The following is a 26,961-nucleotide window of genomic DNA, read 5'->3' as shown; positions in this document are numbered from 1 at the left end:
GGTACGCATGGTGAACGGTTCGACTGCGTCACATCCGCGTTGCCCGGCGAAGGGACCCGCTTGTGAGACAGCACCACAGAACTGCCTGTGTCATCGGATCACTCCTGCTGATCGCCGCTGCCGGGACATCGTCCTCGGCGGCCGCCCCCGGCCCCGCTCCCGACCGGGCCGAGCCCGTTCCGCTCGGCCGCGTCGTGCCGGTGCCCCTGCAGGCGGAGCCGGGCGGATCCGCGTTCGAGATCACCTCCAAGACCCGCATACGCGTCGGCGACCGGCCCGAGGAGCGCCGCGTCGGCGAGTACCTCGCGGGCGTCCTGCGCCCCTCCACCGGCTACCGCCTCCCGGTCACCGACCGCGGGGGCGGCGACGCCATCCGGCTGCGCATCAGTGCCGAGCCGGCGAACAGGGCCCTCGGCGACGAGGGCTACCGCGTCATCTCCAAGCGCGGCTCCCTCACCATCACGTCCCGGTCGTCCGCCGGTCTCTTCTACGGCGTGCAGACGGTGCGCCAGCAGCTGCCCGCCGCCGCGGAGCGGAAGACCAAGCAGCCGGGACCGTGGCTGATCGCGGGCGGCACCATCAAGGACAAGCCGCGCTACGCCTACCGCGGTTCGATGCTGGACGTGTCCCGGCACTTCTTCCCGGTCGAGCACGTCAAGCGCTACATCGACCAGATGGTGCTGTACAAGATGAACAAGCTGCATCTGCACCTGAGCGACGACCAGGGGTGGCGCATCGCCATCGACTCCTGGCCGCGCCTGGCCACGTACGGCGGTTCCACCCAGGTCGGCGGTGGCCCCGGCGGCCACTACACCAAGGCCCAGTACAAGGAGATCGTCGCCTACGCCGCGTCCCGGCAGATGGAGGTCGTCCCGGAGATCGACATGCCGGGCCACACCAACGCCGCGCTCGCCTCGTACGCCGAACTGAACTGCGACGGCGTCGCGCCACCGCTGTACACCGGCACGAACGTCGGCTTCAGCTCGCTGTGCGTCAAGAAGGACGTGACGTACAAGTTCGTGGCGGACGTCGTCCGGGAGCTGAGCGCGCTCACGCCCGGCGGGAGCGTGCACATCGGCGGCGACGAGGCGCACTCCACCAGCCACGAGGACTTCGTGACGTTCATGGGCAAGGTGCAGCCCCTCGTCACCAAGTACGGCAAGAACGTGATGGGCTGGCACCAACTGGCCGGGGCCAACCCGGTCCAGGGCGCCGTCGCCCAGTACTGGGGCTACGACCGCACCGGCCAGGCCGAGCGCGACCAGGTCGTGAACGCGGCGAAGAAGGGCACCAAGCTGGTGCTCTCCCCGGCCGACCGCGCCTACCTCGACATGAAGTACGACAAGGACACCCCGCTCGGCCTGTCCTGGGCGGGCTACGTCGAGGTGCAGCGCTCCTACGACTGGGACCCGGGCACGTATCTGCAAGGGGCCCCGGCCGACGCGGTGCTCGGCGTCGAGGCGCCGCTGTGGACGGAGACCCTGTCCACGCCCGCGCAGCTGGACTACATGGCGTTCCCGCGCCTGCCCGGCATCGCCGAGCTCGGCTGGTCGCCCGCGTCCACGCACGACTGGAACACGTACAGGACGCGGCTCGCGGAGCAGGCGCCGCGCTGGGACGCGCTCGGCATCACCTACTACAAGTCGCCGCAGGTGCCCTGGCCCGGCAAGCGCTAGGGACGGCAGGGGCATTCGTGAGCGGGGCTCCGCGGGACCGTCCGCGGAGCCCCGCCCGGTCTCGGGCAGCCCGGTCTAGGCGATCGGGTTCTTCAGGGTGCCGATGAGCTGGAGGGCGCCCGCCGGGTCGGCGAGGTCCAGCATCTGCTCGTTGTCGCGCAGCTGGAGCCGGTTCAGGCAGGACAGCGCGAACTCGGGCGCGAACATGTCGTACTGCCGGAACCTGTCGGCCAGTTCGGGCATGGAGTGCTGGTAGTCGCGGACGCACTCGGCGACCGTGCGCCAGAAGACGTCCTCGTCGAGGAGGCCCTCGGTGACGAGGCTCGCGGACAGGAAGCGGAAGAAGCAGTCGAAGACGTCCGTGAGGATCGACAGGAGTTTGCGGTCCTCGGGCACGTCGACGCGGATCCGCTCGACCTCGGGCGGCAGCACCGCCGCCGGGTCCATCACCGCGATCTCCTCGGCGATGTCCTTGAACAGGACCCGGTCGACGACACCGTCCTTCAGGACCATGATCACGTTCTCGCCGTGCGGCATGAACACCAGGTCGTACGCGTAGAAGCAGTGAAGGAGCGGCGTCAGATAGGCGCGCAGATAGCGGCGCAGCCACTCCGCCGGGGCCAGGCCCGAGCGTTGCATGAGGGCGCCCGCGAAGGAGGCCCCGTCGCGGTCGGTGTGCAGCAGCGACGCCATGGTGGCGAGGCTCTCGCCGTCCTTGAGGGCAGGCACGGGGCTTTCCCGCCACAGCGCGGCGAGCATTTTGCGGTACGGCGAGTAGCGGTCGGTGGCGGCTTCGTACTCCAGGTGCCGGTAGCCGACGGCGGCGCGCTCGCGGATGATGCCGAGGCCGGTGGAGCGCAGGACCTCGTCGGAGGCGACGAGGCCGTGGAGCCAGTCGTTGATGGCCGGGGTCGCCTTCATGTACGCCGCCGAGAGGCCGCGCATGAAGCCCATGTTGATGACGGAAAGGGCCGTCTTCACATAGTGCTTGGCCGGGGCGGAGGCGTTGAAGAACGTCCGGATCGACTGCTGGGCCAGATACTCGTCGTCGCCCTCGCCCAGGCACACCAGGCGCCGGTCGGCGATCTCGGCGGCGAAGGTCACGGACAGCTTGTTCCACCACTGCCAGGGGTGGGCGGGGATGAGGAGGTAGTCGGCCGGGTCGAGGTCCTGGGCGCGCAGCACGGCGTCGAACCGGTCCAGGGTCTCCCTGCCCAGCTCGGCGCGGAGGAACGACTCGTACTCCAGGCCCTCGCCCGCGGTGAACGCGGCCCGGTCGCGGCGCGCGGCCAGCCAGATGAGCCGGACGGGGCTCGCGGTCTCGGGGGCGTACGACAGGTACTCGTGCACGCCGAAGCCGAGCCGGCCGTTGTTCGCGACGAAGCAGGGGTGGCCCTCGGTCATGCCGGTCTCGATCTCCTGGAAACCGGCGGTGACCAGGTCGGCGGCGGAGACGTGGGGCTTGGCGAGTTTGAAGCAGGTGCCGGAGAGGGTGGAGGAGATCTCCTCCAGGTACACCGGCAGGACCTTCTCGCTCAGGCCGAGGGTGCCGCGCAGCTCGGTGAAGAACTCCAGTGCGTTCAGGGGGAGTTCGACGCCGTCGCGGTGCCGGGTGAGGGACGCGGCGTCGACGGCCCAGTGGTCGAGGGCGAAGACGCGCGCGGCGAAGCGGTAGCGGGTCAGACCGTCGTCGCTGCGGACGACGTACCGGCCCGCGCCCAGGTCCTCCGGCGTGAGGAGGCGCTCGTGCGCGAACTCGGCGAGGGCTTTGCGGATGAGGAGCCGGTTGGCCTCGGCCCAGCGCTCCGGGTTCAGATGGTCCACGGCCCGGGCCTGCGGGGACAGGGCCGACAGCGGCGTCCGGGGGGCGGCGGGGGACAGGGGTGCGGCGGGGGTCAGGGTCATGTCCGTGCTCCAGAAACTGCGGTGGGGCGTGTCGCCACGGCGTGGCGCACCACGGCCGCGTCGTAACTCTCGCGGGTGCAGAAGCTGAGCAGTGCCCGCTTCTCCGGCTTGTCGATCTCGCGCTCCGGCACGAAGCCGACCTCCTCGTTGAGGCGGTGCACGGCCGTGTTGGTGACGTCGGGCTCGACGACGACGCGATGGGTGCGCGGGTCGGCGAACAGGTGCTCCATCACCGTGGCGATGACGGCGCGGGTGAAGCCGTGCACCGGCCGGTCGGTGGGGGCGACCAGGAAGTGCATGCCGACGTCGCCGGGCTCGGGCTCGTACAGGCCGACCAGCTCGATGTACCGGGGGTCGTAGCGCTCCATCAGGAACGCGGGCTCCCCGTCGTGCAGGCCCACGAACGCGTCGTGGTGCTCGGAGGCGGCGATGGCCATGTACTCGCGCTCGATGTCCTGCAGCCGGGCGTCCTGGAGCAGCCAGAAGGCCGACTTGGGGTGGGTGACCCAGGAGTGGACCAGCTCGGTGTCTTCGAACGGGTCGAGGGGGCGCATGGCGAGGGTGCCGACGCCGCGGTCCCTGCTCGGCGTGCGCCTCATCCCGCTCACGCCGCTCGTCCGGCCCGTCCCTCTCATCCAGCTCATACGGCGAACTCCTGGAAGGCGATGGACTTCTCGACCGGGTAGACCTCGCGGCCGAGCAGCTCGCGGATGATGTACGCGTTGCGGTACGGGCCCATGCCCAGGTCGGGGCTGGTCATGGAGTGGGTGTGGACGGCGGCGTTCTGGAGGAAGACGCCGCGCCCGCTGTCGTCGACGGAGTAGTTGCGGGCCACGTCGAAACGGCCGTGCCCGTCGAAGCGCAGGTGCGCGCGCAGCGGCTCCAGGAACGCGGGGACGGCGTACCGGTAGCCGGTGGCGAGGATCAGACCCTCCGTCGTCACCTCGAAGTCCTTGCCCTGCTCCTCCTGACGCAGGCCGAGGGTGTAGACGCCATGGGTGTAACGGGCTTTCCGCAGGCTCGCGTTGGTGACCAGCCGCGTCGGCACGGGCCCGTCCAGGTTCTTCTGGTACAGCAGATCGAAGATGGCGTCGATCAGCTCGCCGTCGATGCCCTTGAAGAGACTCCTCTGCTCGCTCTCCAGGCGGTAGCGGGTGTCCTCGGGCAGTGCGTGGAAGTAGTCGATGTACTCCGGAGAGGTCATCTCCAGGGTCAGTTTCGTGTACTCCAGCGGGAAGAAGCGCGGCGAGCGGGTCACCCAGTTGAGGCGGTAGCCGTGGGTGTCCATGTCGGCGAGCAGGTCGTAGTAGATCTCGGCGGCGCTCTGGCCGCTGCCCACGATGGTCAGCGAGTTCTTCTTCTGCAGCTCCTCCTTGTGCTCCAGGTAGCGGGAGTTGTGCAGGAAGTCGCCGCCGAGGCCCCGGCACGCCTCCGGGATGTGCGGCGGGGTGCCGGTGCCGAGGACGAGGTGGCGGGCGCGGAAGGTGTCGCCGGAGCCGGTGGTGATGAAGTACAGGCCGTTGTCGTACGTCACCCGTGTCACCGTCGTGCCGAAGCGGACGGACGAGAGTTTCCCGGCGGCCCAGCGGCAGTAGTCGTTGTACTCCCGGCGCAGCGGATAGAAGTTCTCGCGGATGTAGAAGGAGTACAGCCGCCCCGATTCCTTCAGGAAGTTCAGGAAGGAGTACGGGGAGGTCGGATCGGCGAGCGTCACCAGGTCCGACATGAACGGCGTCTGCAGGTGGGCGCCGTCCAGGAACATGCCGGAGTGCCACTCGAAGTCCGGCTTGGACTCCAGGAACAGGCCGTTCAGATCGTCCAGGGGCTCGGTGAGGCAGGCTAGGCCGAGGTTGAAGGGGCCGAGGCCGATGCCGATGAAGTCGTACGTCGGCCGGGCCGCCGTCGGCGTCTTCGAGGCTGTCGGCCGCGCGTCGCGGAGGTCAGCTGGCGCGGTCAAGGTTCTCTCCCAGGTACTGCTCGGCGTGGCCGGCTATCAGGTCGAGGACGGCGGCGATGTCGGCGGCCGTGGTCTCGGGGTTGAGCAGGGTGAACTTCAGGTACTGGCGCTCGCCCACCTTGGTGCCCGCGACCACGGCGGCACCGGAGGCGAACAGGGCCTTGCGGGCGTACAGGTTGGCGCGGTCGATGGCCGTCGGGTCGCAGATCGCCGCCGGGATGTAGCGGAAGACGAGCGTGGAGAGCTGCGGCTGTACGACGACGTCGAAGCGCGGGTCGGCGGCGAGCAGGTCGAAGCCCTCGTCCGCCAGGGCGCACACCTCGTCGAAGAGGTCGCCGATGGCGTCGGCGCCCATCACGCGCAGCGTCATCCACAGTTTCAGCGCGTCGAAGCGGCGGGTGGTCTGCAGGGACTTGTCGACCTGGTTGGGGATGCGCTCCTGCACCGCGCGCCGGGGGTTCAGATACTCGGCGTGGTACGTGGCGTGCCGCAGCGTCGCCGCGTCCCGGACCAGGAGCGCCGACGAACTCACCGGCTGGAAGAACGACTTGTGGTAGTCGACCGTGACGGAGTCGGCGCGCTCGATGCCCTCGAGGAGGTCACGGCGGGTGCGTGAGGCGAGCAGACCGCAGCCGTAGGCGGCGTCGACGTGCAGCCAGGTCTCGTACTGCGCGCAGAGGTCGGCGATCTGCGGCAGCGGGTCGATGGAGCCGAAGTCGGTGGTGCCCGCGGTCGCGACGACGGCCATCGGGACGAGGCCCTCGGCGTCCAGGCGGGCCAGCTCGCGGGCCAGCGCGACGGTCTGCATGCGCTTGGTGCGGTCGGTGGGGATCACCACGACGGCGTCCTGGCCGAGGCCGAGCATCTTCGCGGCCTTCTGGACGCTGAAGTGGCCGACCTCGGAGGCGAGGATGCGCAGCCGGGCGGGGGAGTCCGTCTTGGCCTCCTCGCGGGCGAGCAGCAGCGCCTGCAGGTTGGACTGGGTGCCGCCGGAGGTGAACACGCCGTCGGCGGCGGGCCCGAGGCCGATCCGCTCGGTGGTCCAGTCGATCAGGCGGCGCTCGATGAGGGTGCCGCCCGCGGACTGGTCCCAGGTGTCCAGGGACGAGTTCACGGCGGACAGGACGGCCTCGCCGAGCACGGCCGGGATGACGACCGGGCAGTTGAGGTGGGCGAGGTAGCGGGGGTGGTGGAAGTAGACGGCGTCGCGCAGGTACAGCTCGTCCAGCTCGTCGAGGGCGGCGCCGGTGTCGTGCAGGGGGGTGTCGAGGTCGACGGCCGCGACGCGGGGGGTGAGAGCGTCCGCGGAGACGCCGGTGAACGGACGGGAGGTGGTGGCGATTCTGGCCGCCACCCGCTCGACTCCTTCGGTCACGGAGGCGCGGTACGACTCCGTGGTGGTGTCATTGAGCAGGTGCGAGCGCATGAACTGTCCTCCAGGTGAGGGGACTTGGTCGCGCCCCCGGGACAGGGCACAGCAGGGAGGGCCGAGGGCGCGACATGGAACTTAGGTTAGCCTAACCTAAGTTCATTGTGACAGTGCTCGTGGGCCCCTTCCGCCTCGCACATCACCGGGATATTCACGCGTCGTCCACAAGCTCGCAGGTCACAAACGCAGTGCCGCCCGGCTGCGGAGAGCAGCCGGGCGGCACTGGGGGAGATCAAGCCCGTCCGGCGATTGAGGACGAGCCAGGCCGAAGGCCGCGATGGACGGCGCGCCAAGGCCAGCGTTCACCAGCCTCCGCTAGGAGACCTTCTTGGCCTTCTCGATGGCCTTGGCCAGGTCCTCCAGGATCGGCGCGCACTTGGCGTACGAGAAGATCGGCTCGGTGACGCGCGGGATGACCTGACCGGCCTTGACGGCGGGCAGCTTCCCCCAGGTGGGCTTCTGCTTGGCCAGGTCCGCGGGCTGCAACGCCGACGTGCGGTTGTCCATCATGATCACGTCGGCCTTGTAGGTGTCGACGTTCTCCCAGGACAGGTTCTGGAACCAGCCCCCGCTCTCCTTCTTGGCGTTCTCCGGCGGCTCGACGAGGTGCACGCCGAGCGCCTTGAAGTACTCCAGGTCGGCGGAGAGGTCGGAGCCGGAGACGTAGAAGATCTCCGCGCTCGCCGAGCCGACCAGGACCTTGATCTCCGGGCGGGACTTCGCGGCCTTGCGCAGCCGCTCCGAGGCGGCCTCGAAGCGCTTCTTCGCCGTGACGACCTTGTCCGACTTCACGTCCGCGCCGAGCGACTCGGCGAGGGCGAGGATGCGCTCCAGGGGCTTGGCCAGCTGCCGGTCGTAGACGGAGACGCCGACGCTCGGGGCGAGCCCCAGGATCTTGTCCTTGGACTGCTCGGGCACGTACCAGAGGGTGCCCTTGTCGTCGAACATCGTGGAGATGAGGACGTCCGGCTGGAGGCCCACGTACTTCTCGATGTTGAACTGGTCCCAGGCGTTGCCGAGGATCGTCAGCTTGCTGATGTCCATGTCACCGGCCTGGACGTCCGGCTTGCCGTCCTTGGTCTTCGTCGGGCCGAAGACGCCCTTGACCTCGATGCCGTAGTCGTACAGCGCGGCGGCGACGCCGGTGAACGCCACGATGTTCGCGGGCGTCGCGTCCGTCTTGGCCGTCTTGCCCCGGTCGTCCTTGAAGGACCAGGGGCCGCCGTCCTCGGTGCCGCTGCCCGAGCCGCTCTTGTCCTTCTTCTCGTCCCCGCAGGCGGCGAGGACGGCGGTGAGCCCGAGGGCGCCGCCCGCGGCGAGGATGCCGCGGCGCGAGGGCGTGCGGAGGCTGTGCGACATGAGGTCTCTGCTTTCGTACGGGGCACTGGCCGGAAGTCGAGCTTAGGTTAACCTAACCTTGCTTCCGGTCCAGTGGCCCCCCGCACCGGGTCCTCACCGGACCCGCACAGCCCCCCCCGCACAGCCCTCGCAGGGCCTTCGCGGAGCTCTCGCCGGGAGCCCGGCCTCAGCCCGTGAGGCCCAGCTCCCGGGCGATCAGCATGCGCTGCACCTCGCTCGTGCCCTCGCCGATCTCCAGGATCTTGGAGTCCCGCCACATCCGCGCCACCGGGTACTCGTTCATGAACCCGTACCCGCCGTGGATCTGCGTGGCCTCGCGCGCGTTGTCGACGGCGACCGTCGACGAGTACAGCTTCGCGAGCGCCGCCTCCTTCTTGAACGGCTCGCCCGAGACGAGGCGCGAGGCCGCGTCGCGCCAGGTGAGCCGCGCCGTGTGCGCCTTCATCTCCATGTCGGCGATCTTGAACTGGATGGCCTGGTTCGAGCCGATGGGGCGCCCGAACGCGTGCCGCTCCTTGGCGTACTTCACCGACTCGTCGACGCACCCCTGCGCGAGCCCCGTGCCCAGGGCCGCGATCGCGATCCGCCCCTCGTCCAGGATCCGCAGGAACTGCGCGTAGCCGCGCCCGATCTCGCCGAGCAGGTTCGCCCGCGGCACCCGCACGTCGGCGAACGACAGCTCCCGGGTGTCCGAGGAGTTCCAGCCGACCTTCGAGTAGGGCGCCGCGACTGTGAAGCCCGGGGTGCCGGACGGCACGATGATCGAGGAGATCAGCGGCTTGCCCGCGTCCGTGCGGCCCGTCACCGCCGTCACCGTCACCAGGCCCGTGATGTCGGTCCCGGAGTTGGTGATGAAGCACTTCGTGCCGTTGATGACCCACTCGTCGGTCGCCTCGTCCAGGCGCGCCGTCGTCCGCGTACCGCCCGCGTCCGAACCGCCGTCCGGCTCGGTCAGGCCGAAGGCGCCGAGCATCTCGCCGGAGCACAGCCTCGGCAGCCACTCCCGCTTCTGCTCCTCGGTGCCGAAGAGGTGCAGCGGCATGGCACCGAGCGATACGCCCGCCTCCAGCGTGATCGCCACGGACGAGTCGACGCGCGCCAGTTCCTCCAGGGCGATGCCGAGCGCCAGGTAGTCGCCGCCCATGCCGCCGTACTCCTCGGGGAAGGGCAGGCCGAAGAGGCCCATGCGGCCCATCTCGCGCACGATCTCGTACGGGAACTCGTGCCGCTCGTAGAGGTCGCCGATCTTCGGGGCGACCACGTCGTGGGCGAACGCCTCGACGGTGCGCCGCAGTTCCTCGTGTTCGGGGGAGAGGTGGTGGTCCATCGTTCTCACTGCTCCTGGTGGGAGAGGGCACGCACGGTGCGGGACGGGCTCGGTCGGCCCAACTGGCCGGCCATCCACACGCTGGTGGCGGTGAGACGGCCGAGGTCGACCCCGGTCTCGATGCCGAGGCCGTGAAGCATCCACACGAGGTCTTCGGTGGCGAGGTTTCCGGTGGCGCTCTTCGCGAACGGGCAGCCGCCGAGGCCGCCCGCGGAGGCGTCCACGGTGGTCACCCCGTGCTGCAGGGCGGCCAGGGTGTTGGACAGCGCCTGGCCGTAGGTGTCGTGGAAGTGCACACCGATGCGGTGCGTCGGCATGCCCTGCTCGTTGAGGGTGGCGAGCAGTTCCTGTACGTGGCCGGGGGTCGCCACGCCGATGGTGTCGCCGAGGCTCAGCTCGTCGCAGCCCATGTCGATCAGCGCCCTGCAGACCCGCGCCACCTGGGCGATGGGCACGGCGCCCTCCCAGGGGTCGCCGAAGCACATCGACAGATAGCCGCGCACGTGCACCTGGTCGTGCGCGCTCTCCGCCGCCTTCGCCCGCGCCACCACCGGCTCGAACATGGCGAGCGCCTCGTCCACCGTCCGGTTCAGGTTGGCCTTGGCGAAGGACTCGGTGGCGCTCGCGAACACCGCGACGCGCCGGGCCCCGAGCGCGAGGGCGCGGTCGAGGCCGCGGGCGTTGGGGACCAGGACGGGCAGGTGCGTGCCCTGGGTCTCGCGCAGGTCCCCGAGCAGCGGGAACAGGTCCTCCGCGTCGGCCAGTTGGGGCACCCACTTGGGGTGCACGAAGCTGGTCGCCTCGATCGTGGTGAGGCCCGCGGCGGCGAGGCGGTGGATGAACTCCGCCTTCACCTCGGTCGGTACGGTCGCCTTCTCGTTCTGCAGGCCGTCCCGCGCGCCCACCTCGTGGATGCGGACGCGGGGCGGGAGGTCCTCGGTGGGGACGACCATGGGGAGGGCGTTCGCCGGGGCGCTGCCGCGCGCCGCGGTGCCGCCGCTCGCTTCGGTGCTCATGACGCGTCCTCCTCCGCGGGGGTCACCACGGCCAGGACCTGGTCCATGGCGACCGTGGTGCCCGGGGTGACGTCCAGTTCGGTGACGGTGCCCGCGTGCGGGGCGGAGATGACGTGCTCCATCTTCATCGCCTCCACGACCAGGAGGCTCTGGCCCGCGGTCACCTCGTCGCCGGTCGCCACCTTGACGACGGTGACGGTGCCGGGCATCGGGGCCGTCAGGGCGTCCAGGCCCGTATGGGCCGCGCCGCTGAGGGCGGCTTCCACGGGGTCGTGGTCCTGGACGTGCCAGGCGTGGCCGTCCTGGCCGAGCCAGTCGCCGGCGTGGTGGAAGGTGTGGGTCCGGTCCTGGTGGTGGAGGGTGACGGTGGTGGGCCCTGCCGGGGGCTCCCCGAGCCCGCCCCTTCCCGAAACCGGGGGCAGGCCCCCGGGCCCCCAGGCCGTCTCCCCGGAGGGGAGCTGGATCTCGATGCCTTCGGCACCGGGGCGGGTGCGGACGACGACCGGTTCGTGCCCCGGTACGCGCAAGTGGTGCACCGTCCACGCGGCTTCGCCGCCGAGCCGCCAGCCGTTGGGCACGGAGAACGGGTCCAGCCATCCTGCTGCCGCCGTCGTCGTGGGCAGTCGTCCCGCAGGGCGGGACGGGTGGGCACGACGGACCCGCACCAACGCGGCAGCCAGGTAGACCTCGGCCGGGACGTCCGGGTCCACCAGGTTCTCGGCCTCGCGTTCGACCAGGCCGGTGTCGATGTCCCCGGCCACCACCGCCGGATGGGCCAACAGCCTCCGCAGGAACCCCGCGTTCGTCGGCACCCCCAGGGTGACCGTCTCCGCGAGCGCGCCCCGCAGCTTGCGCAGAGCCGTCGCCCGGTCGGGCCCGTACGCGATCACCTTCGACAGCATCGGGTCGTACAGGCTCCCGACCTCCGTGCCCTCACTGAGCCCGGAGTCGGTGCGCACGCCGTCGCCGGACGGCTCGTGCAGGGCGAGGACGGTCCCGCCGGACGGCAGGAAGCCGCGGGAAGGGTCCTCGGCGCAGATGCGGGCCTCGACGGCGTGCCCGGTGAGGGTGATGTCGTCCTGCGCGAAGGGCAGCGGCTCGCCGGAGGCGACACGGAGCTGCCATTCGACCAGGTCGAGCCCGCCCCCGGCGGCAGCCGGATCAACGGATACGACCAGCTCCGTGACGGGGTGCTCGACCTGGAGGCGGGTGTTCATCTCCATGAAGTAGTACGAGGCGGGGTCGTCGCCCGGGACGATGAACTCGACCGTGCCCGCGCCGACGTACCCGCAGGAGCGCGCGGCCTCCACGGCGGCGGACCCCATCGCGGCCCGCGTCGCCTCGTCGAGGAGGACGGACGGCGCCTCCTCGATGATCTTCTGGTGGCGCCGCTGGAGGGAGCACTCGCGCTCGCCGAGGTGGACCACGTTGCCGTGGGCGTCGGCGAGGACCTGGATCTCGATGTGCCGGGGCCGGTCCACCCACCGCTCGACGAGCAGCGTGTCGTCGCCGAAGGAGGCGCGGGCCTCGCGGCGCGCGGCGGCGATCTCGTCGCCGAGGAGGGCGGCGTCCCGGACCAGGCGCATGCCCTTGCCGCCGCCGCCCGCGGAGGGCTTGAGCAGCACGGGGGTGCCGATCTCCCGGGCGGCGTCGATGAGCTGGGCGTCGGTGAGGCCGCTGCCCGAGGAGCCGGGGACGACCGGAACCCCGGCCTTCCGTACCGTCTCCTTGGCCCGGATCTTGTCGCCCATCAGGTCGATGGCGGCGGCGGGCGGTCCGATGAAGGCGAGCCCGGCGTCCGCGCAGGCCGCCGCGAAGGCGGCGTTCTCGGCGAGGAAGCCGTAGCCGGGGTGGACGGCCTGGGCGCCGGACGCCGCGGCGGCGGCCAGGAGCCGCTCGGCCGACAGATAGCTCTCGGCGGCCGGGGCGGGCCCGAGCCGCACCGCCGTGTCGGCCTCGCGGACGTGCCGGGCGTCGGCGTCGGCGTCGGAGAAGACGGCCACCGAACGGACGCCGAGCGTCCGCAGCGTGCGGATGACGCGGACGGCGATCTCGCCCCGGTTGGCCACCAGGACTGTGTCGAACATGCTCATGGGGTCTGGTCCCTCACATCCGGAAGACGCCGAAGCCGCGTTCGCCCAAGGGCGCCCCGGCACACGCGGTCAGAGCCAGGCCGAGCACCTGGCGGGTCTCCAACGGGTCGATGACACCGTCGTCCCACAGCCGTGCCGTGGCGTAATAGGCGTTGCCCTGCTGTTCGTACTGCGCGCGGACCGGGGCCTTGAAGGCGTCCTCGTCCTCGGCCGACCACTCCTCGCCCCGCGCTTCGAGCTGGTCGCGCTTGACGGTGGCGAGGACGGAGGCGGCCTGCTCGCCGCCCATCACGGAGATCTTGGCGTTGGGCCACATCCACAGGAAGCGCGGTGAATAGGCCCGGCCGCACATCGAGTAGTTGCCCGCTCCGTACGATCCGCCGACCACCACCGTCAGCTTCGGGACACGGGTGCAGGCCACGGCCGTGACCATCTTCGCGCCGTGCTTGGCGATGCCCCCGGCCTCGTAGTCCCGGCCCACCATGAAGCCGGAGATGTTCTGCAGGAACACCAGCGGGATGCCGCGCTGGTCGCACAGCTCGATGAAGTGGGCGCCCTTCTGGGCGGACTCGGAGAACAGGATGCCGTTGTTCGCGACGATCCCGACCGGGTGGCCGTGGATGTGCGCGAAGCCGGTCACCAGGGTCTGGCCGTACTCGGACTTGAACTCGGCGAAGCGCGAGCCGTCGACGACGCGGGCGATGACCTCGCGGACGTCGTACGGAGTGCGGGAGTCCACCGGCACCGCGCCGTACAGGCCGAGCGGGTCGACCTTCGGCTCCTCGACCGGCCGGACCTCCCAGGGCAGTTGCCCGCGCGCGGGGAGCGTCGAGACGATCGTGCGGACGATGCGCAGGGCGTGCGGGTCGTCCTCCGCGAGGTGGTCGGTGACGCCCGACACCCGGGAGTGCACCTCGCCGCCGCCCAGCTCCTCGGCGGTGACGACCTCGCCGGTGGCGGCCTTCACCAGGGGCGGGCCGCCCAGGAAGATCGTGCCCTGGTTGCGGACGATCACGGCCTCGTCGCTCATCGCGGGGACGTACGCGCCGCCCGCCGTGCAGGAGCCGAGGACCGCCGCGATCTGCGGGATGCCCGCGCCCGACATCCGCGCCTGGTTGTAGAAGATCCGCCCGAAGTGCTCCCGGTCGGGGAACACCTCGTCCTGCATCGGCAGGAAGGCGCCGCCCGAGTCCACCAGGTACAGGCAGGGGAGCCGGTTCTCCAGGGCGATCTCCTGCGCCCGCAGGTGCTTCTTGACCGTCATCGGGTAGTACGTCCCGCCCTTGACGGTGGCGTCGTTGGCGACGATGACGCAGTCGCGCCCGCTGACCCGGCCGACACCCGCGATGACGCCGGCGGCCGGGGCCGCCCCGTCGTACATCCCGTCAGCCGCGAGCGGGGCCAGTTCGAGGAACGGCGAGCCGGGGTCGAGGAGGGCGTCCACGCGGTCGCGCGGCAGCAGCTTGCCGCGCGCCACGTGCCGCTGCCGGGCACGCTCGCCGCCGCCGAGCCGGGCCGCCGCGAGTTTGCCGCGCAGCTCCTCGGCCAGGGCGCGGTGCGCCGTCTCGTTCGACCGCCAGGCTTCCGAGGCGGGGTCCGCCGCGCTCGCGAGGACTGGTGCCTGTTGCATCCGCTGTGCTCCCGCTGTTAGTGAGCGTTAACGTATGTCGCCAAGGTTAACGACCGCTAACCGTGCTGTCTAGAATTGTTTCCATGGCCACCAGGACCGACGCCCCCACCCGCCGCGAGCAGATCCTCAAGGAAGCCGCCCGGCTGTTCGCCGAGCGCGGCTTCCACGGCGTCGGCGTGGACGAGATAGGGGCCGCCGTCGGCATCAGCGGGCCCGGCCTCTACCGCCACTTCGCGGGCAAGGACGCGATGCTGGCCGAACTCCTCGTGGGCATCAGCGAGCAGCTGCTGCGGGGCGGCGAACGCCGGGCCGCGGAGGCCGCGGGGTCGCCCGGCGCCGTGCTCGACTCGCTCGTCGAGGGTCACATCGACTTCGCCCTCGACGACCGCCCGCTGATCACTCTCCACGACCGCGAGCTGGACCGCCTGCGGGACAGCGACCGCAAACTGGTCCGCTCGCTGCAACGGCGGTACGTCGAGCTGTGGGTTTCCGCGGTGCGGGAGGTGTACGCCGGGCTCGCCGAGGCGGAGGCGCGGGCGTCGGTGCACGCGGTGTTCGGCCTCCTGAACTCGACGCCGCACCTGGGCCGCCCGGGTTCGCTGCCGGACCGGGAGGCGATGGCGGATCTGCTGAACCGCTTGGCGCACGGGGCGCTGGCGGCGGCGGCCGAAGGGGGCTGAACCCCCCGACGGTCGGGGGAGGGGAACAAGCCCGTCCGGCGTTTGAGGGCGGGCCGGGCCGCGGGCCGCGATCAAGGGCGCGGTGGCCGACGGTCACGGATTGTGCCCTGGACGGTCACCGGAACTCACCGGTAACCTCAGGATGAGCAAGCGCTTAGTCGGATCCGTGACCCAGGGAGCAGTCGTGCGGCGTACCGTCTTCAACGAGGACCACGAGGCATTCCGGGAAACCGTCCGGGCCTTCATCGAGGCCGAGGTCGTCCCGGTCTACGACGAGTGGTTCGCGGCGGGCCAGGCGCCCCGGGACTTCTACTACAAGCTCGGCGAGCTCGGCGTCTTCGGCATCCGCGTCCCCGAGGAGTTCGGCGGCGCGGGCATCGACTCGCACAAGTTCGAGGCGGTCATGTACGAGGAGACGGCCCGCGCGGGCGTCTCCTTCGGCGGCTCCGGCGTGCACGTCCTGCTCGGCCTGCCGTACATCGAGATGCTCGCCACCGACGAGCAGAAGAAGCGCTTCCTGCCCAAGTTCGTCTCCGGCGAGGAGATGTGGGCGCTCGCCATGACCGAGCCCGGCACCGGCTCCGACGTCGCGGGCATGAAGACCACCGCCAAGCTCTCCGCCGACGGCACGCACTACGTCCTCAACGGCGCCAAGACCTTCATCACCGGCGGCGTGCACGCCGACCGCGTGATCGTCTGCGCCCGCACCTCCGCCCCGCGCGAGGACGACCGCCGCTTCGGCATCTCGCTCTTCGCCGTCGACACCAAGTCCGCGGGCTACTCCGTCGGCCGCAAGCTCGACAAGCTCGGCCTGAAGGTCTCCGACACCGCCGAACTGGCCTTCGTGGACGTCGAGGTCCCCGTCGACGACCTGCTCGGCGAGGAGAACAAGGGCTTCCACTACCTCGGCCACAACCTCGCCTCCGAGCGCTGGGGCATCGCCTTCGGCGCGTACGCGCAGGCCAAGGCGGCCGTGCGGTTCGCCAAGGAGTACGTCCAGGAGCGGGCCGTCTTCGGCAAGCCGGTCGCCTCGTTCCAGAACACCAAGTTCGAACTGGCCGCCTGCCAGGCCGAGGTGGACGCCGCCGAGGCCGTCGCCGACCGCGCCCTGGAGGCCCTGGACGCGGGCGAGCTGACCCCCGCCGAGGCCGCCTCCGCGAAGCTGTTCTGCACCGAGGTCGCGCACCGCGTCATCGACCGCTGCCTCCAGCTGCACGGCGGCTACGGCTTCATGAACGAGTACCCGATCGCCCGCCTGTACGCGGACAACCGCGTCAACCGCATCTACGGCGGCACCAGCGAGGTCATGAAGATGATCATCGCGAAGTCGATGGGTCTGTAACTCGCCGATGAGCGAGGAACTCGACAGCCTGCTCGGCCTCCTCGACCTGGAACGGGTCGAGGAGGAGATCTTCCGCGGCGTCAGCCGGACGTCGCTGGTGCCGCGCGTCTTCGGCGGCCAGGTCGCCGCGCAGGCCCTCGTCGCCGCCGGGCGCACGGTCCCCGGCGAACGGCCCGCGCACTCCCTGCACGCCTACTTCCTGCGCCCCGGCGACCCGGGCGCGCCCATCGTCTACACCGTCGACCGCATCCGCGACGGGCGCTCCTTCACCACGCGCCGCGTCGTCGCCGTGCAGCACGGGCAGCCGATCTTCCACCTCTCCGCGTCGTTCCAGGCGTACGAGGAGGGCCTGGAGCACCAGGACGCGATGCCGCCCGCGCCCGACCCGGAGACGCTGCCCACCGCCGCGGATTCGCTGCCCCGGTACGAGGACGTGCTCGGAGCCGACGTCGTGCGGCGGCTCCTCGAAGCGCGGGCCGCCGTCGACCTGCGGTACGTGGACGAGCCGCCGTTCGCCAGCGTCGGCGCGCCCCGGCAGGCGCGGTCCCAGGTCTGGTTCCGCACCAACGGCAAGCTGGGCGCGGAGCCCGCGGGCTCCCTCCTGCACCTCTGCCTCGCCACGTACGTCTCCGACATGACGCTCCTCGACTCCGTCCTGCTCGCCCACGGGCGCGGCGGGTGGGCCGTCGGGGACGTCGTCGGCGCCTCGCTCGACCACGCCATGTGGTTCCACCGGCCGTTCCGGGCGGACGAGTGGCTCCTCTACGACCAGGAGTCCCCGTCGTCCGGGGGCGGGCGCGGCCTCGGCCAGGGGCGGATCTGGACGAGGGACGGGAAGCTGGCCGTGACGGTGATCCAGGAGGGTGTGGTCCGGGTTCCCCGGGACTGAGATCCCGGCCGCTCCGCGGTCATAATTCCGGCATACTGCCCCACCATGGGTGAACCCGCAGCCGAAAGCACCGTCACCGTTCTCGTCGCCGCCCTCGCCAACCTCGGCATCGCCGTCGCCAAGGCCGCCGCCGGGGTGCTCAGCGGATCCAGCGCGATGCTGTCGGAGGCGGCGCACTCCGTGGCCGACACCGTCACGGAGCTGATGCTGCTCGTCTCGCTGCGGAGCGCGCGGCGCCCCGCCGACGAGGACCATCCGCTCGGCTACGGCGGCGCCCGCTACATCTGGGCGCTGCTCGCCTCCGTCGCCACGTTCGTCGGCGGCGGCGTCTTCGCCGTGTACGACGGCGTCCACACCCTCACGCACGGCGAGGAACCGGGCGACCCGCTCGTCTCGTACCTCGTCCTCGGCGTCGCCTTCCTCCTGGAGGGCTACTCCCTGCGCACCGGCCTCAAGCAGGCGCGGGGCGAGGCCGACCGGTTCGGGGTGCACGTCAAGCACTACCTGCGGCACACGCCCGACACCGCGGTGAAGGCCGTCGTCATGGAGGACTCGGCCGCCCTCGCGGGCCTCGTGCTCGCCGCGGGCGGCCTGCTCGGCGGCCAGCTCACCGGCTCCGGCGTCTGGGACGGCATCGCGTCGCTGTGCATCGGCGTGCTGCTCGTGTACGTGGCGTGGGTCCTCGGGCACGCGAACGCGGAGCTGCTCATCGGGCGGCCGCTGCCGAAGCCGATCCGGGACGCGGTGCGGGCCGAACTCCTCGCGGACCCGCACGTGGTGGCCGTACTGGAGCTGACCACGCTGCTCCAGGGCCCGAAGGAGGCGCTGGTCGCCGCCAAGGTGGACTTCCGGGACGTGTCCACGGCTGCCGACATCGAGCTGGCCTGCGACCGGATGGCTCAACGAATCCAGGCCCGCTTTCCCGCGGTGAGCCGTGTGTACCTCGACCCGACGCCGGGGCACCGTTGATCGCGGCCTTCGGCCTCGCTCGTCCTCGAACGACGGACGGGCTTAGACAGCTCCCCCGAGCCCCGCCGCGTCCAGCAGGTACGCCGTCAGCGGGTCATAGAACCGCGGACTGGTCACGTGGTCGTCGAGCGGCACCGTGACCTGCACGGTCCCCTCGGCCTCGCCGATGAACAGGGCGGGGTCGTTGCAGTCCGCGTACCCGACGGAGTCGATCCCGCGCTGGCCCGCGCGGCCCGCCCAGCCGTGGTCGGCGACGACGAGGTCCGGCAGGGGCCGCTCCTCGCGCAGCAGGCCGTCCAGGATGGCGTTCATCGGCTCGGGGGAGTGGGTGTGCCAGAGGGTCGCGCCGCGCTCCAGGACGGCGACGTCCGCGAACTGGAAGACGAAGCCCTCGTCGGCGGTGAGGCCCTCCGGGATGACGACGATCTCGCAGCCCGCGGCGCGCAGGGCCGCGGCGGTGGCGCGGTGCACGTCGAGGAGGCCGCCGGGGTGACCGGTGGCGAAGAGCACGCGCTCCTGGGCGGAAGCGGCCTTGCGCAGCCGCCCGGCCATGCGCTCCAGGGCGTCGACGGTCAGCTCCGGGTCGATGGTGTCCTGCCCCTGGCGGTACTCGGGGTCGTCGTTCACGCCGCAGCGCTCGGCCATCACCGCGAGCACGTCCTGCTCGTCGGTCCAGCGGTCGCCCAGTTCGAGCCCCAGCCAGTAGTGGCGGTCGCCGTTCGCGAGTTTGCGGTAGTGGGAGAGGTTGTTGTCGCGGGGCGTCGCGACATCGCCCGCGATGCGGGTGCGGACGAGATGATCGACGAGCGCGGCGCGGCTGGGTATCGGCATACGACCCATTGTGCCGTCGTCAACGACCCCGGCGCGGGCCGTCCCGCACGCTGGACCTGTGCGGCGACTCACGTTCCGGGGGCGGGGCGGTGCGGGGGCGTCCTGGGGGCGTGCGGAGGCCCCTGACCACTCCGGTGCGTACGGCTCGGGGCTCTCGGGGCGGGTCACGGGGGCGGGCGGCCGGTGTCGCCTGCGAGTACGGCCGTCGCCCCGTCGCCCGTCGCTCCGGGGCCGTGCGGCTACCCGTGCTCAGCCCACCCCGTCCGTGCGGCCCAGGGCGAACCACAACTCCATGCGGACGTCCGGGTCGTCCAGGTCCGCGTCCAGCAGCGCCGCGCAGCGGGTGATGCGCTGACGGACGGTGTTGCGGTGCACGGCCAGTGCGGCGGCCGTACGGTCCCAACTGCCGTGCAGGGACAGCCAGGTGCGCAGCGTCTCGGCGAGCGGCCCCCCGCCGAGCGGGGCGAGCAGCGCCCGCGCGTGCGCGTCGGCCTCGGCCGGTGCGACAAGCCCGGCCAGACCGGTCTCGCGGTGCCGCACCAGCGGCACCCGCGTCGCCTCGGCCCGACGCAGGGCCCGCGCGGCCTGCGCGTCGGCGGCGGGCAGGGCGCCGGCCCCGGCGGGCGCGGAGACCCCGAGCGTCCAGCCGCTCTGCGGGGCGGGTTCCCGGTCGGCGGGCAGCAGCAGGCGTACGGGGTGGGGGGTGCCGTCCGCCGCCGCGTCGGCCCGGGTCTCGGCGTAGCCCTCGGCCCGCCTGCCGTCGTCCGCCAGCGTGCTGCCGAGGGCCGCCGCCAGGGACGCCGGGGTGGGCGGGGGCCGCTCGTGGTCGCCGCGTCGTACGCGCGCGTGGACGACGGTCCAGCTTCCGGCGCCGAGCAGGGGCGCCACGTCCTCCGGTTCCGCGCCCAGCAGCAGCCCCACCAGCGCCGCCGACCGGGCGGACTCGGCCGCGCCCTGGTGCGGCGCGGTCAGCAGCGACAGGAGCACGGCGGCGACCCCGGCCAGCGTGTGGTCGCCCGGCTCCCGCTGCCGCGTGGCCACCCCGAGCGCGAGCCCGTGGGCCCCGGCGAGTGCGTACGCCGCGAGGTGGGTGCCGGTGACGGTGTCGGTGGCGGAGGCGGGCGCCGGACGCGGAGCCCGCTCGGCCTGGCCCGCCTGGCCCGCCTGGCCCGTCTGGCCCGCCTGGCCGACGTGCCCCGGCTGGCCCGCCACCCCCGCCTGCCCCTGCCCCGCACCCACGACGGCGCCCGGCACCGCACCCGGATTGACCACCCCCACCAGCCGCCCCAACGCCACCCCCGCCGCCGCCTCCGGCGACGTCCCCGCCGCCTGGGTGGGCGTCCCGTCCGGGCCGTACAGCGCCGCGTACCCGCCGAGGCGCGCCGCCAGTTGCCGGAGCAGGGCCGGTACCGGGTCCGGGCGGGACGCCGCTGCCGCGAGGCCCTGTTGGGCCTGGGCGACGCGGCGCAGTTCGGCGTGCCGGGCCTCGGCCATGAGTTGCCACACCGCGCGGGCGATGCCGCTGAACGTCGTGCGCGGGGGCACCTCCAGGAGGGGGAGGCCGTGCCGTTCGCAGGCCTCGACCAGAGCCTGCGGCACCGTGTCGTGGACGGGGGCCACCCCGAAGCCGAGCGCGGCGCCGCCCGCCGCCACGATGCGCGCCGCGTACGCGTCCAGGCGGTCGGCCGCGCCGTCCGCGTCCGCCGCCGGCACGTGCACCCCGGCCGTGAGCAGCAGCTCGCCGCCCAGCAGGTACGGGTACGGGTCGGCCATCTCCGAGGTGTGCACCCAGTGCACGACGGCGCCGGTGCGCGCCGCGTCCGGGCCCGCGATCTGGCGCAGGCCCAGCTCCTCGTGGGCGAGCAGGGCGGTCAGGGGGACGGGCGGGGTCGGGGGAGCGGCGGGGGGAGGGGGTGGTGCTGGTGTCGCCGACGGTGTGGCGGACGCGTCCCGTGGTGTCGGCGACGGCGGCGGCGCGGGTTCGGGGTTCGGCACCATGGACACTTCCTCCATCCACCGCTCGGCGAGTGTAGGAAACGTACACTTCAGCGTCGCTTTCCGGCCACCTAGGGTCGTGCCGACCGGGGCCTCGGGTACGGGCGGATGTCCCCGCGGCCGGTCGCCGCAGCACTCCACCCGCACGACACGCCACCGACCGAGCGCGCAAGGAGGGCCTCCATGGCCGTCGACTACACAGTGATCGTCGTCTATCTCGCCGGAATGCTGGCCATGGGCTGGTGGGGCATGCGCCGCGCCAAGTCGAAGAGCGAATTCCTGGTCGCCGGGCGTCGCCTCGGGCCGTGGATGTACTCCGGCACGATGGCCGCGATCGTCCTCGGCGGCGCGTCCACCATCGGCGGCGTCGGCCTCGGCTACACGCACGGCCTGTCCGGCGCGTGGATGGTGTTCACGATCGGGCTCGGCCTGCTCGCCCTGTCGGTCTTCTTCTCGGCGCGCATCGCCCGGCTGCGGGTCTACACGGTCTCCGAGATGCTCGACCTGCGCTACGGCGGTCGCGCGGGCGTCCTCTCCGGCGTCGTCATGTGGGCGTACACGCTGATGCTCGCCGTCACCTCGACCATCGCGTACGCCACCATCTTCGACGTCCTCTTCGACATGAACCGCACGCTCGCGATCGTCATCGGCGGCTCCATCGTCGTCGCGTACTCCACCCTCGGCGGCATGTGGTCGATCACGCTGACCGACATGGTGCAGTTCGTCGTCAAGACGGTCGGCGTGCTGCTCCTGCTGCTGCCCATCGCCGTCGTCAAGGCCGGTGGCTTCGGCGAGATGCGGGACAAGCTGCCCGACGAGTACTTCGCGCCGCTCGGCGTCGGCGCCGAGACGATCTTCACGTACGTCCTGATCTACACGTTCGGCATGCTCATCGGGCAGGACATCTGGCAGCGCGTGTTCACGGCGCGCAGTGACAAGGTCGCCCGGTACGGGGGGACCGTCGCCGGGACGTACTGCCTCGTGTACGCCCTCGCGGGAGCCGTCATCGGGACCGCCGCGAAGGTCATGTACCCGAAGCTGCCCAGCGCGGATGCCGCCTTCGCCACCATCGTCAAGGACGAACTGCCCATGGGGGTACGGGGGTTGGTGCTCGCCGCCGCCCTTGCCGCCGTGATGTCCACCTCGTCCGGGGCGCTCATCGCCTGCGCGACCGTCGCCAACAACGACATCTGGGCGCGGGTGCGGGGCGCCGTGCGCGGGGACTCGGGTGCGGGGGAGCCGCACGACGAGGTGAAGGGCAACCGCCTCTTCATCCTCGTCATGGGCATCGCCGTCATCTGCGTGTCCATCGCCCTCAACGACGTCGTCCAGGCGCTGACCGTCGCGTACAACCTGCTGGTGGGTGGGCTGCTCGTGCCCATTCTGGGCGGGTTGCTGTGGCGGCGGGGGACCGGGGCGGGGGCGTTGGCCGCCGTCTCCGCCGGCGGGCTCTCCGTCATCGGCCTGATGTGGCACTACGGCATCCTCGCCAACGAGCCCATCTATTACGGGCTGTTGACCTCGCTCGTGGTGTACGTGGCCGTGTCGCTGGCCACGCCGCCCACTGATGCGGCGACGCTGGCCGCTTGGCGTGAGCGGGTCGCTGGGCGCGGGCCCGAGGAGACGGTGCCGGAGGCTTCGGTGGCCGCATGAAGAGTCCCCAAACCACCCCTTCCCAGAAACCGGGCGGCTGCCGCCCCCTGGACCCCCGCCGATCGCCGCTTCGCGGCTCGTCCTCAAACGCCGGACGGGCTGACAACTCACCAGCACATTCTCAGCCCGTCCGGCGTTTGAGGACGAGGCCGTTCAGGCCGACAAGGGGGTCTGGGGGCGTAGCCCCCAGTTACGGGAAGGGGCGGGGTCGGGGAGCCCCCGGCAGGGCCCACCACCACGCCACACTCGACCACGCAAGACATGCACCACCTGGAGGAACCCGACCATGACCAGCAGCAGCGTCCCGAACGAGCCCCGCGGCCCCGTGGACTCCTCGCGCGTCCCGCGCTACGCGGGCCCCGCCACGTACGCAAGGCTCCCCCGCCTCGACGAGGTGGGCACCACGGACATCGCCGTCGTCGGCGTCCCCTTCGACACGGGCGTGTCGTACCGCCCGGGTGCCCGCTTCGGCGGCAACGCCATCCGCGAGGCCTCGCGCCTGCTGCGCCCGTACAACCCGGCCCAGGACGCGTCCCCCTTCGCCCTGGCCCAGGTCGCCGACGCCGGCGACATCGCCGCGAACCCGTTCAACATCAACGAGGCCGTGGAGACGATCGAGGCGGCGGCCGACGACCTGCTCGCGACGGGCGCGCGCATGATGACGCTCGGCGGCGACCACACGATCGCGCTGCCGCTGCTGCGCTCGATGGCGAAGAAGCACGGCCCGGTCGCGCTCCTCCACTTCGACGCGCACCTGGACACGTGGGACACGTACTTCGGGGCGGAGTACACGCACGGCACCCCGTTCCGCCGGGCGGTGGAGGAGGGCATCCTCGACACGGAGGCGCTCTCCCACGTCGGCACGCGCGGTCCGCTGTACGGCCGCAAGGACCTGACCGACGACGAGAAGATGGGCTTCGGCATCGTCACGTCGTCGGACATCTACCGCCGCGGCGCGGACGAGGTCGCCGACCAGCTGCGCCAGCGCATCGGCGACCGGCCGCTGTACATCTCCATCGACATCGACTGCCTGGACCCGGCGCACGCCCCGGGCACGGGCACGCCGGAGGCCGGTGGCATGACCTCCCGGGAGCTCCTGGAGATCCTGCGCGGACTCGCCTCCTGCAACCTGGTCTCCGCCGACGTCGTGGAGGTCGCCCCCGCCTACGACCACGCCGAGATCACGGCCGTGGCCGCCTCCCACACCGCGTACGAACTGACGACGATCATGTCCCGGCAGATCGCCGCGAGCCGCGCCGCCGAGGAGCGTGCCGCCGCCGAGGCGGACCGGGCCGCGAAGTGACCTGTGCCGCCGGGCCGCCGCGCGCGACGGAAGGACGACCGACATGACCCATGACCACGATCTCGTGCTGCGGCCCACCGCCGCGCAGACGCACGCCGCGCTGAACCCCCCGCCGGGACGCAACGGCGGTGACCTCGTCGTCGAGACCCTCCAGGGCCTCGGCGCCACCACTGTCTTCGGCCTTCCCGGCCAGCACGCGCTCGGCATGTTCGACGCGCTGCGCCGCTCCTCCCTGCGGTACGTGGGGCTGCGCGTGGAGAACAACACCGGCTTCGCCGCCGACGCGTACGGCCGGATCACCGGCGAGGTCGCGCCGCTGCTCCTGTCGACCGGGCCGGGCGCGCTCACCTCGCTGGCCGCGCTCCAGGAGGCCGCCGCCGGGTCCTCGCCGGTGCTCGCCATCGGCAGCCAGATCCCGGTCGCCGGGCTCGGCGGCGGGCGCCACGGGTATCTGCACGAGCTGCGGGACCAGCAGGCCTCGTTCCGGGACGTGGTGAAGTCCGTGCACACCGTGCGGACCGCCGCGCAGATCCCGTCCGCCGTCGCCGCCGCCTGGCAGTCCGCGCTCACCGCGCCGCACGGTCCGGTGTGGGTGGAGATCCCGCAGGACGTGCTGCTCGCCGAGACCACGCTGCCGGTCGTCACGGCCGTCGACGCGACCCCGCACGAGCTCGTGCCCCGGCCCGAGCTCACCGCCGTGGCCGCCGACCTGCTGGCCCGCGCCGAGCGGCCCGCGATCATCGCGGGCGGCGGTGTCGTGCGCGCCGACGCCTCCGGCAAGCTGCGCGCGCTCGCCGAGCGCCTGAACGCGCCCGTCGTCACCACCTTCGGCGGCAAGGGCGCCTTCCCCTGGGAGCACCCGCTGTCCCTCCAGTCGTGGCTGGAGGACCGGCACACCACCGACTTCCTGGAGGACGCCGACGTCCTGCTGGTCGTCGGCTCCGGGCTCGGTGAACTGTCGTCCAACTACCACACGTTCAAGCCGCGCGGGCGCGTCATCCAGATCGAGGCCGACCTCGGCAAGCTGGAGTCCAACCACCCGGCGCTCGGCATCCACGCGGACGCCAGGATCGCCCTGTCGGCGCTCCTGGAGACGGTCGGGGAGCGGGCCGATCCGGCGGCTCCGGAGCGGGTACGTCAGGTCCTCGCCGCCGTCCGGGAGCGGATCGACGGGCAGGAGCTGACCCTGGAGCAGGACGTCCTCGCCGCCGTGCGGGCCGCCCTGCCGGACGGGTCCCCGTCCTTCTGGGACATGACGATCCTGGCCTACTGGGCCTGGTCCGCCTTCGACGCGCGGCGGCCGGGCACCATGCACTCCGCGCAGGGCGCGGGCGGGCTCGGCTACGGCTTCCCCGCCGCCCTCGGCGCCGCTGCGGCCGACCCGACGCGGCCCGTCCTCGCCGTCTCCGGCGACGGCGGCGCGATGTACTCGCTCGCGGAGCTGGCCACCGCCAAGCAGTACGGGCTCGACGTGACCTGGCTCATCGTCGACGACGGCGGCTACGGCATCCTGCGCGAGTACATGGCGGACGCCTTCGGCGAGGCGACCGGCACGGAGCTGGCCCGGCCGGACTTCGTGGCGCTCGCGGAGTCCTTCGGGGTGCCGGGGGTGCGGAGCTCGCCGGAGCGGCTGCGGGACGACCTGGCCGAGGCACTCGCCTCGCCGGGGCCGTCGGTCGTGGTGCTGCCCGCGCTGCTGCGGATGTTCGCGCCTACACATCTGGGCTGAGGTTTTTTCGTTCCGCGTGCAACCTTTCACCCAGGCCGGTGAGTCAAGTGATACGCGTGCGCTGGGGGCGTACGCGTGTCCGACTACGGGGGGAACCTCCATGACTCACCGCATATCCCGGCGTGCCCGCATCCTGAGCGCGGGGGCGGCCGCCGCCGTCCTCGTGCCCGTCGCCGGGGTGGCCGCCGCCACCCCGGCCGCCGCCGCGACGGCCCAGGTCAAGTGCACCTCGTCGGCCCAGCCCGAGCTGGCGAAGAAGCTGACGAAGGACATCACGGCCGCCCTGAAGAACCGCAAGGGCACCATCGCCGTGGGCTTCCACGACAAGGCCACGAAGACCACCTGCACCCTGCGCGGCTCCACGTCGTTCGACTCGGCCAGCGTCGTCAAGGTGACCGTGCTCGCGACCCTGCTGTGGGACGCGAAGAAGACGAACCGGTACCTGACGGAGCGCGAGTCCAACCTCGCCACCGCCATGATCACCAGATCGGACAACGACGCCACCAGCGCGCTGTGGCGGCAGCTCGGTGTCACCAAGGTCAAGAAGTTCCTGGCCGCCGCCAAGATGACCAAGACGGTGCCCGGCTCCGGCGGCTACTGGGGCCTCACCCGGATCAACGCCACCGACGAGCAGAAGCTGCTCGCCCTGGTCACCGGCAAGAACAACGTCCTCAGCGACAACGCTCGCGCGTACATCCTGAAGCTGATGGGCAAGGTCGTCCGCGACCAGCGCTGGGGCACCCCGGCGGGCGCCCCGTCCGGCACCTCCATCGCCGTCAAGAACGGCTGGCTGCCGCGGGCCACGCACGGCTGGCGCGTCCACAGCCTCGGCGCCTTCAAGGGCCGCGGCCACGACTACACCCTCTCCGTGCTCACCCACGGCAACAGCAGCATGAACTACGGCGTGGACACCATCCAGCGAGTAGCCAAGGCCATCCACAAGGACCTCACCCCCCTCACCCAGGCCCCCACCCGCTTCGCCCCGACGGAGACCCCGAAGGAAGCCGCGGTCCCGGTCCCGCAGTCCTGACCCCGGACCCCGGCCCGGACCGGGGCGTTCGCCTGCTCCGCCGCTTCGCGGCGGATTTCCCCCGCCCGCCCGCCCCTGACAGGGGCGGGCGGGGGAAACAGCCGGTCCGGCGCTTGAGGACGAGGCGCGGAGCGCCGAAAAGGCAGGG

Annotated in this window: 20 protein-coding genes; 9 read left to right on the top strand and 11 right to left on the bottom strand. The window is 71.9% G+C overall.

Annotated elements, in window-relative coordinates; all coding sequences use genetic code 11:
• Positions 1-62 precede the first annotated feature (62 nt).
• Positions 63-1,676, top strand: a complete 1,614-nt coding sequence (locus IE274_RS02560; protein WP_190113848.1) for a beta-N-acetylhexosaminidase — start codon at positions 63-65, stop codon at positions 1,674-1,676.
• Positions 1,677-1,751: 75 nt separating this feature from the next.
• Here IE274_RS02560 and IE274_RS02555 read toward each other — a convergent pair whose 3' ends face one another.
• The 9 genes from IE274_RS02555 to IE274_RS02515 all read right to left on the bottom strand — a co-directional run bounded on the left by IE274_RS02555 (position 1,752) and on the right by IE274_RS02515 (position 14,392).
• Positions 1,752-3,581 carry an IucA/IucC family protein gene (locus IE274_RS02555; RefSeq protein WP_229909103.1) on the bottom strand — a complete coding sequence of 610 codons (1,830 nt, stop codon included), beginning with the start codon at positions 3,579-3,581 and terminating at the stop codon, positions 1,752-1,754.
• Entirely contained in the window at positions 3,578-4,180 is a 603-nt protein-coding gene (locus IE274_RS02550; protein ID WP_190114110.1) for a GNAT family N-acetyltransferase, read from the bottom strand. The genes IE274_RS02555 and IE274_RS02550 overlap by 4 nt, the downstream gene beginning before the upstream one ends.
• 41 nt (positions 4,181-4,221) lie before the next feature.
• Positions 4,222-5,457 (bottom strand): lysine N(6)-hydroxylase/L-ornithine N(5)-oxygenase family protein, encoded by a 1,236-nt coding sequence (locus tag IE274_RS02545; protein WP_190114109.1) that lies wholly within the window; start codon positions 5,455-5,457, stop codon positions 4,222-4,224.
• A gap of 64 nt (positions 5,458-5,521) precedes the next feature.
• On the bottom strand, positions 5,522-6,964 hold the full coding sequence (locus IE274_RS02540; RefSeq protein WP_190113847.1) for a pyridoxal phosphate-dependent decarboxylase family protein: 1,443 nt from the start codon (positions 6,962-6,964) through the stop codon (positions 5,522-5,524).
• 318 nt (positions 6,965-7,282) lie between these two features.
• On the bottom strand, positions 7,283-8,326 hold the full coding sequence (locus IE274_RS02535) for an ABC transporter substrate-binding protein (protein ID WP_190113846.1): 1,044 nt from the start codon (positions 8,324-8,326) through the stop codon (positions 7,283-7,285).
• Positions 8,327-8,492: 166 nt separating this feature from the next.
• Positions 8,493-9,653, bottom strand: a complete 1,161-nt coding sequence (locus IE274_RS02530; RefSeq protein WP_190113845.1) for an acyl-CoA dehydrogenase family protein — start codon at positions 9,651-9,653, stop codon at positions 8,493-8,495.
• 5 nt (positions 9,654-9,658) lie between these two features.
• Positions 9,659-10,669 carry a hydroxymethylglutaryl-CoA lyase gene (locus tag IE274_RS02525; RefSeq protein ID WP_190113844.1) on the bottom strand — a complete coding sequence of 337 codons (1,011 nt, stop codon included), beginning with the start codon at positions 10,667-10,669 and terminating at the stop codon, positions 9,659-9,661.
• The gene (locus IE274_RS02520; RefSeq protein ID WP_190114108.1) at positions 10,666-12,756 is read right to left on the bottom strand and encodes an acetyl/propionyl/methylcrotonyl-CoA carboxylase subunit alpha; all 2,091 of its coding nucleotides are present in this window, start codon (positions 12,754-12,756) and stop codon (positions 10,666-10,668) included. Before IE274_RS02520 ends, IE274_RS02525 begins: the two co-directional genes overlap by 4 nt.
• A 19-nt stretch (positions 12,757-12,775) precedes the next feature.
• The gene (locus IE274_RS02515) at positions 12,776-14,392 is read right to left on the bottom strand and encodes a carboxyl transferase domain-containing protein (RefSeq protein WP_190113843.1); all 1,617 of its coding nucleotides are present in this window, start codon (positions 14,390-14,392) and stop codon (positions 12,776-12,778) included.
• A gap of 83 nt (positions 14,393-14,475) precedes the next feature.
• Between IE274_RS02515 and IE274_RS02510 the strand changes: the two genes are divergently transcribed.
• The 4 genes from IE274_RS02510 (at position 14,476) to IE274_RS02495 (ending at position 18,272) form a co-directional block, all read left to right on the top strand.
• Positions 14,476-15,072 (top strand): SACE_7040 family transcriptional regulator, encoded by a 597-nt coding sequence (locus tag IE274_RS02510; protein ID WP_190113842.1) that lies wholly within the window; start codon positions 14,476-14,478, stop codon positions 15,070-15,072.
• Between the two features lie 184 nt (positions 15,073-15,256).
• Positions 15,257-16,414: an acyl-CoA dehydrogenase family protein gene (locus tag IE274_RS02505; protein WP_190114107.1), complete on the top strand. Its 1,158-nt coding sequence runs from the start codon at positions 15,257-15,259 to the stop codon at positions 16,412-16,414.
• Positions 16,415-16,421: 7 nt separating this feature from the next.
• The gene (locus IE274_RS02500) at positions 16,422-17,303 is read left to right on the top strand and encodes an acyl-CoA thioesterase (RefSeq protein ID WP_190113841.1); all 882 of its coding nucleotides are present in this window, start codon (positions 16,422-16,424) and stop codon (positions 17,301-17,303) included.
• Positions 17,304-17,348: 45 nt separating this feature from the next.
• On the top strand, positions 17,349-18,272 hold the full coding sequence (locus tag IE274_RS02495) for a cation diffusion facilitator family transporter (RefSeq protein WP_190113840.1): 924 nt from the start codon (positions 17,349-17,351) through the stop codon (positions 18,270-18,272).
• A gap of 42 nt (positions 18,273-18,314) precedes the next feature.
• Here IE274_RS02495 and IE274_RS02490 read toward each other — a convergent pair whose 3' ends face one another.
• The gene (locus IE274_RS02490) at positions 18,315-19,103 is read right to left on the bottom strand and encodes a phosphatase (RefSeq protein ID WP_190113839.1); all 789 of its coding nucleotides are present in this window, start codon (positions 19,101-19,103) and stop codon (positions 18,315-18,317) included.
• A 249-nt stretch (positions 19,104-19,352) separates the two neighbouring features.
• On the bottom strand, positions 19,353-21,116 hold the full coding sequence (locus tag IE274_RS02485; protein WP_229909102.1) for a PucR family transcriptional regulator: 1,764 nt from the start codon (positions 21,114-21,116) through the stop codon (positions 19,353-19,355).
• A 165-nt stretch (positions 21,117-21,281) separates the two neighbouring features.
• Between IE274_RS02485 and IE274_RS02480 the strand changes: the two genes are divergently transcribed.
• The 4 genes from IE274_RS02480 (at position 21,282) to IE274_RS02465 (ending at position 26,813) form a co-directional block, all read left to right on the top strand.
• Positions 21,282-22,751: a sodium:solute symporter family protein gene (locus IE274_RS02480; RefSeq protein WP_190113838.1), complete on the top strand. Its 1,470-nt coding sequence runs from the start codon at positions 21,282-21,284 to the stop codon at positions 22,749-22,751.
• A gap of 286 nt (positions 22,752-23,037) precedes the next feature.
• Positions 23,038-24,054, top strand: a complete 1,017-nt coding sequence (gene speB, locus IE274_RS02475; RefSeq protein ID WP_190113837.1) for an agmatinase — start codon at positions 23,038-23,040, stop codon at positions 24,052-24,054.
• A gap of 43 nt (positions 24,055-24,097) precedes the next feature.
• On the top strand, positions 24,098-25,783 hold the full coding sequence (locus IE274_RS02470) for a thiamine pyrophosphate-binding protein (protein ID WP_190113836.1): 1,686 nt from the start codon (positions 24,098-24,100) through the stop codon (positions 25,781-25,783).
• A gap of 100 nt (positions 25,784-25,883) precedes the next feature.
• Positions 25,884-26,813, top strand: coding sequence for a serine hydrolase (locus IE274_RS02465; protein ID WP_190113835.1), 930 nt, complete (start codon positions 25,884-25,886; stop codon positions 26,811-26,813).
• Positions 26,814-26,961: the final 148 nt, after the last annotated feature.

The organism is Streptomyces flavofungini (genome assembly GCF_014650815.1).
Taxonomy (GTDB): Bacteria; Actinomycetota; Actinomycetes; order Streptomycetales; family Streptomycetaceae; genus Streptomyces; species Streptomyces flavofungini.
The sequence above is the reverse complement of the archived record's forward strand: the minus strand, read 5'-3'. Positions and strand labels throughout refer to the sequence as shown.

Coding starts and splice junctions, on each gene's coding strand:
- IE274_RS02555 (WP_229909103.1), bottom strand. CDS start 3,581: ATGACCCTGACCCCCGCCGCACCCCTGTCCCCCGCCGCCCCCCGGACG.
- IE274_RS02550 (WP_190114110.1), bottom strand. CDS start 4,180: ATGAGGCGCACGCCGAGCAGGGACCGCGGCGTCGGCACCCTCGCCATG.
- IE274_RS02540 (WP_190113847.1), bottom strand. CDS start 6,964: ATGCGCTCGCACCTGCTCAATGACACCACCACGGAGTCGTACCGCGCC.
- IE274_RS02535 (WP_190113846.1), bottom strand. CDS start 8,326: ATGTCGCACAGCCTCCGCACGCCCTCGCGCCGCGGCATCCTCGCCGCG.
- IE274_RS02530 (WP_190113845.1), bottom strand. CDS start 9,653: ATGGACCACCACCTCTCCCCCGAACACGAGGAACTGCGGCGCACCGTC.
- IE274_RS02525 (WP_190113844.1), bottom strand. CDS start 10,669: ATGAGCACCGAAGCGAGCGGCGGCACCGCGGCGCGCGGCAGCGCCCCG.
- IE274_RS02520 (WP_190114108.1), bottom strand. CDS start 12,756: ATGTTCGACACAGTCCTGGTGGCCAACCGGGGCGAGATCGCCGTCCGC.
- IE274_RS02515 (WP_190113843.1), bottom strand. CDS start 14,392: ATGCAACAGGCACCAGTCCTCGCGAGCGCGGCGGACCCCGCCTCGGAA.
- IE274_RS02510 (WP_190113842.1), top strand. CDS start 14,476: ATGGCCACCAGGACCGACGCCCCCACCCGCCGCGAGCAGATCCTCAAG.
- IE274_RS02500 (WP_190113841.1), top strand. CDS start 16,422: ATGAGCGAGGAACTCGACAGCCTGCTCGGCCTCCTCGACCTGGAACGG.
- IE274_RS02495 (WP_190113840.1), top strand. CDS start 17,349: ATGGGTGAACCCGCAGCCGAAAGCACCGTCACCGTTCTCGTCGCCGCC.
- IE274_RS02490 (WP_190113839.1), bottom strand. CDS start 19,103: ATGCCGATACCCAGCCGCGCCGCGCTCGTCGATCATCTCGTCCGCACC.
- IE274_RS02485 (WP_229909102.1), bottom strand. CDS start 21,116: ATGGAGGAAGTGTCCATGGTGCCGAACCCCGAACCCGCGCCGCCGCCG.
- IE274_RS02480 (WP_190113838.1), top strand. CDS start 21,282: ATGGCCGTCGACTACACAGTGATCGTCGTCTATCTCGCCGGAATGCTG.
- speB (WP_190113837.1), top strand. CDS start 23,038: ATGACCAGCAGCAGCGTCCCGAACGAGCCCCGCGGCCCCGTGGACTCC.
- IE274_RS02470 (WP_190113836.1), top strand. CDS start 24,098: ATGACCCATGACCACGATCTCGTGCTGCGGCCCACCGCCGCGCAGACG.
- IE274_RS02465 (WP_190113835.1), top strand. CDS start 25,884: ATGACTCACCGCATATCCCGGCGTGCCCGCATCCTGAGCGCGGGGGCG.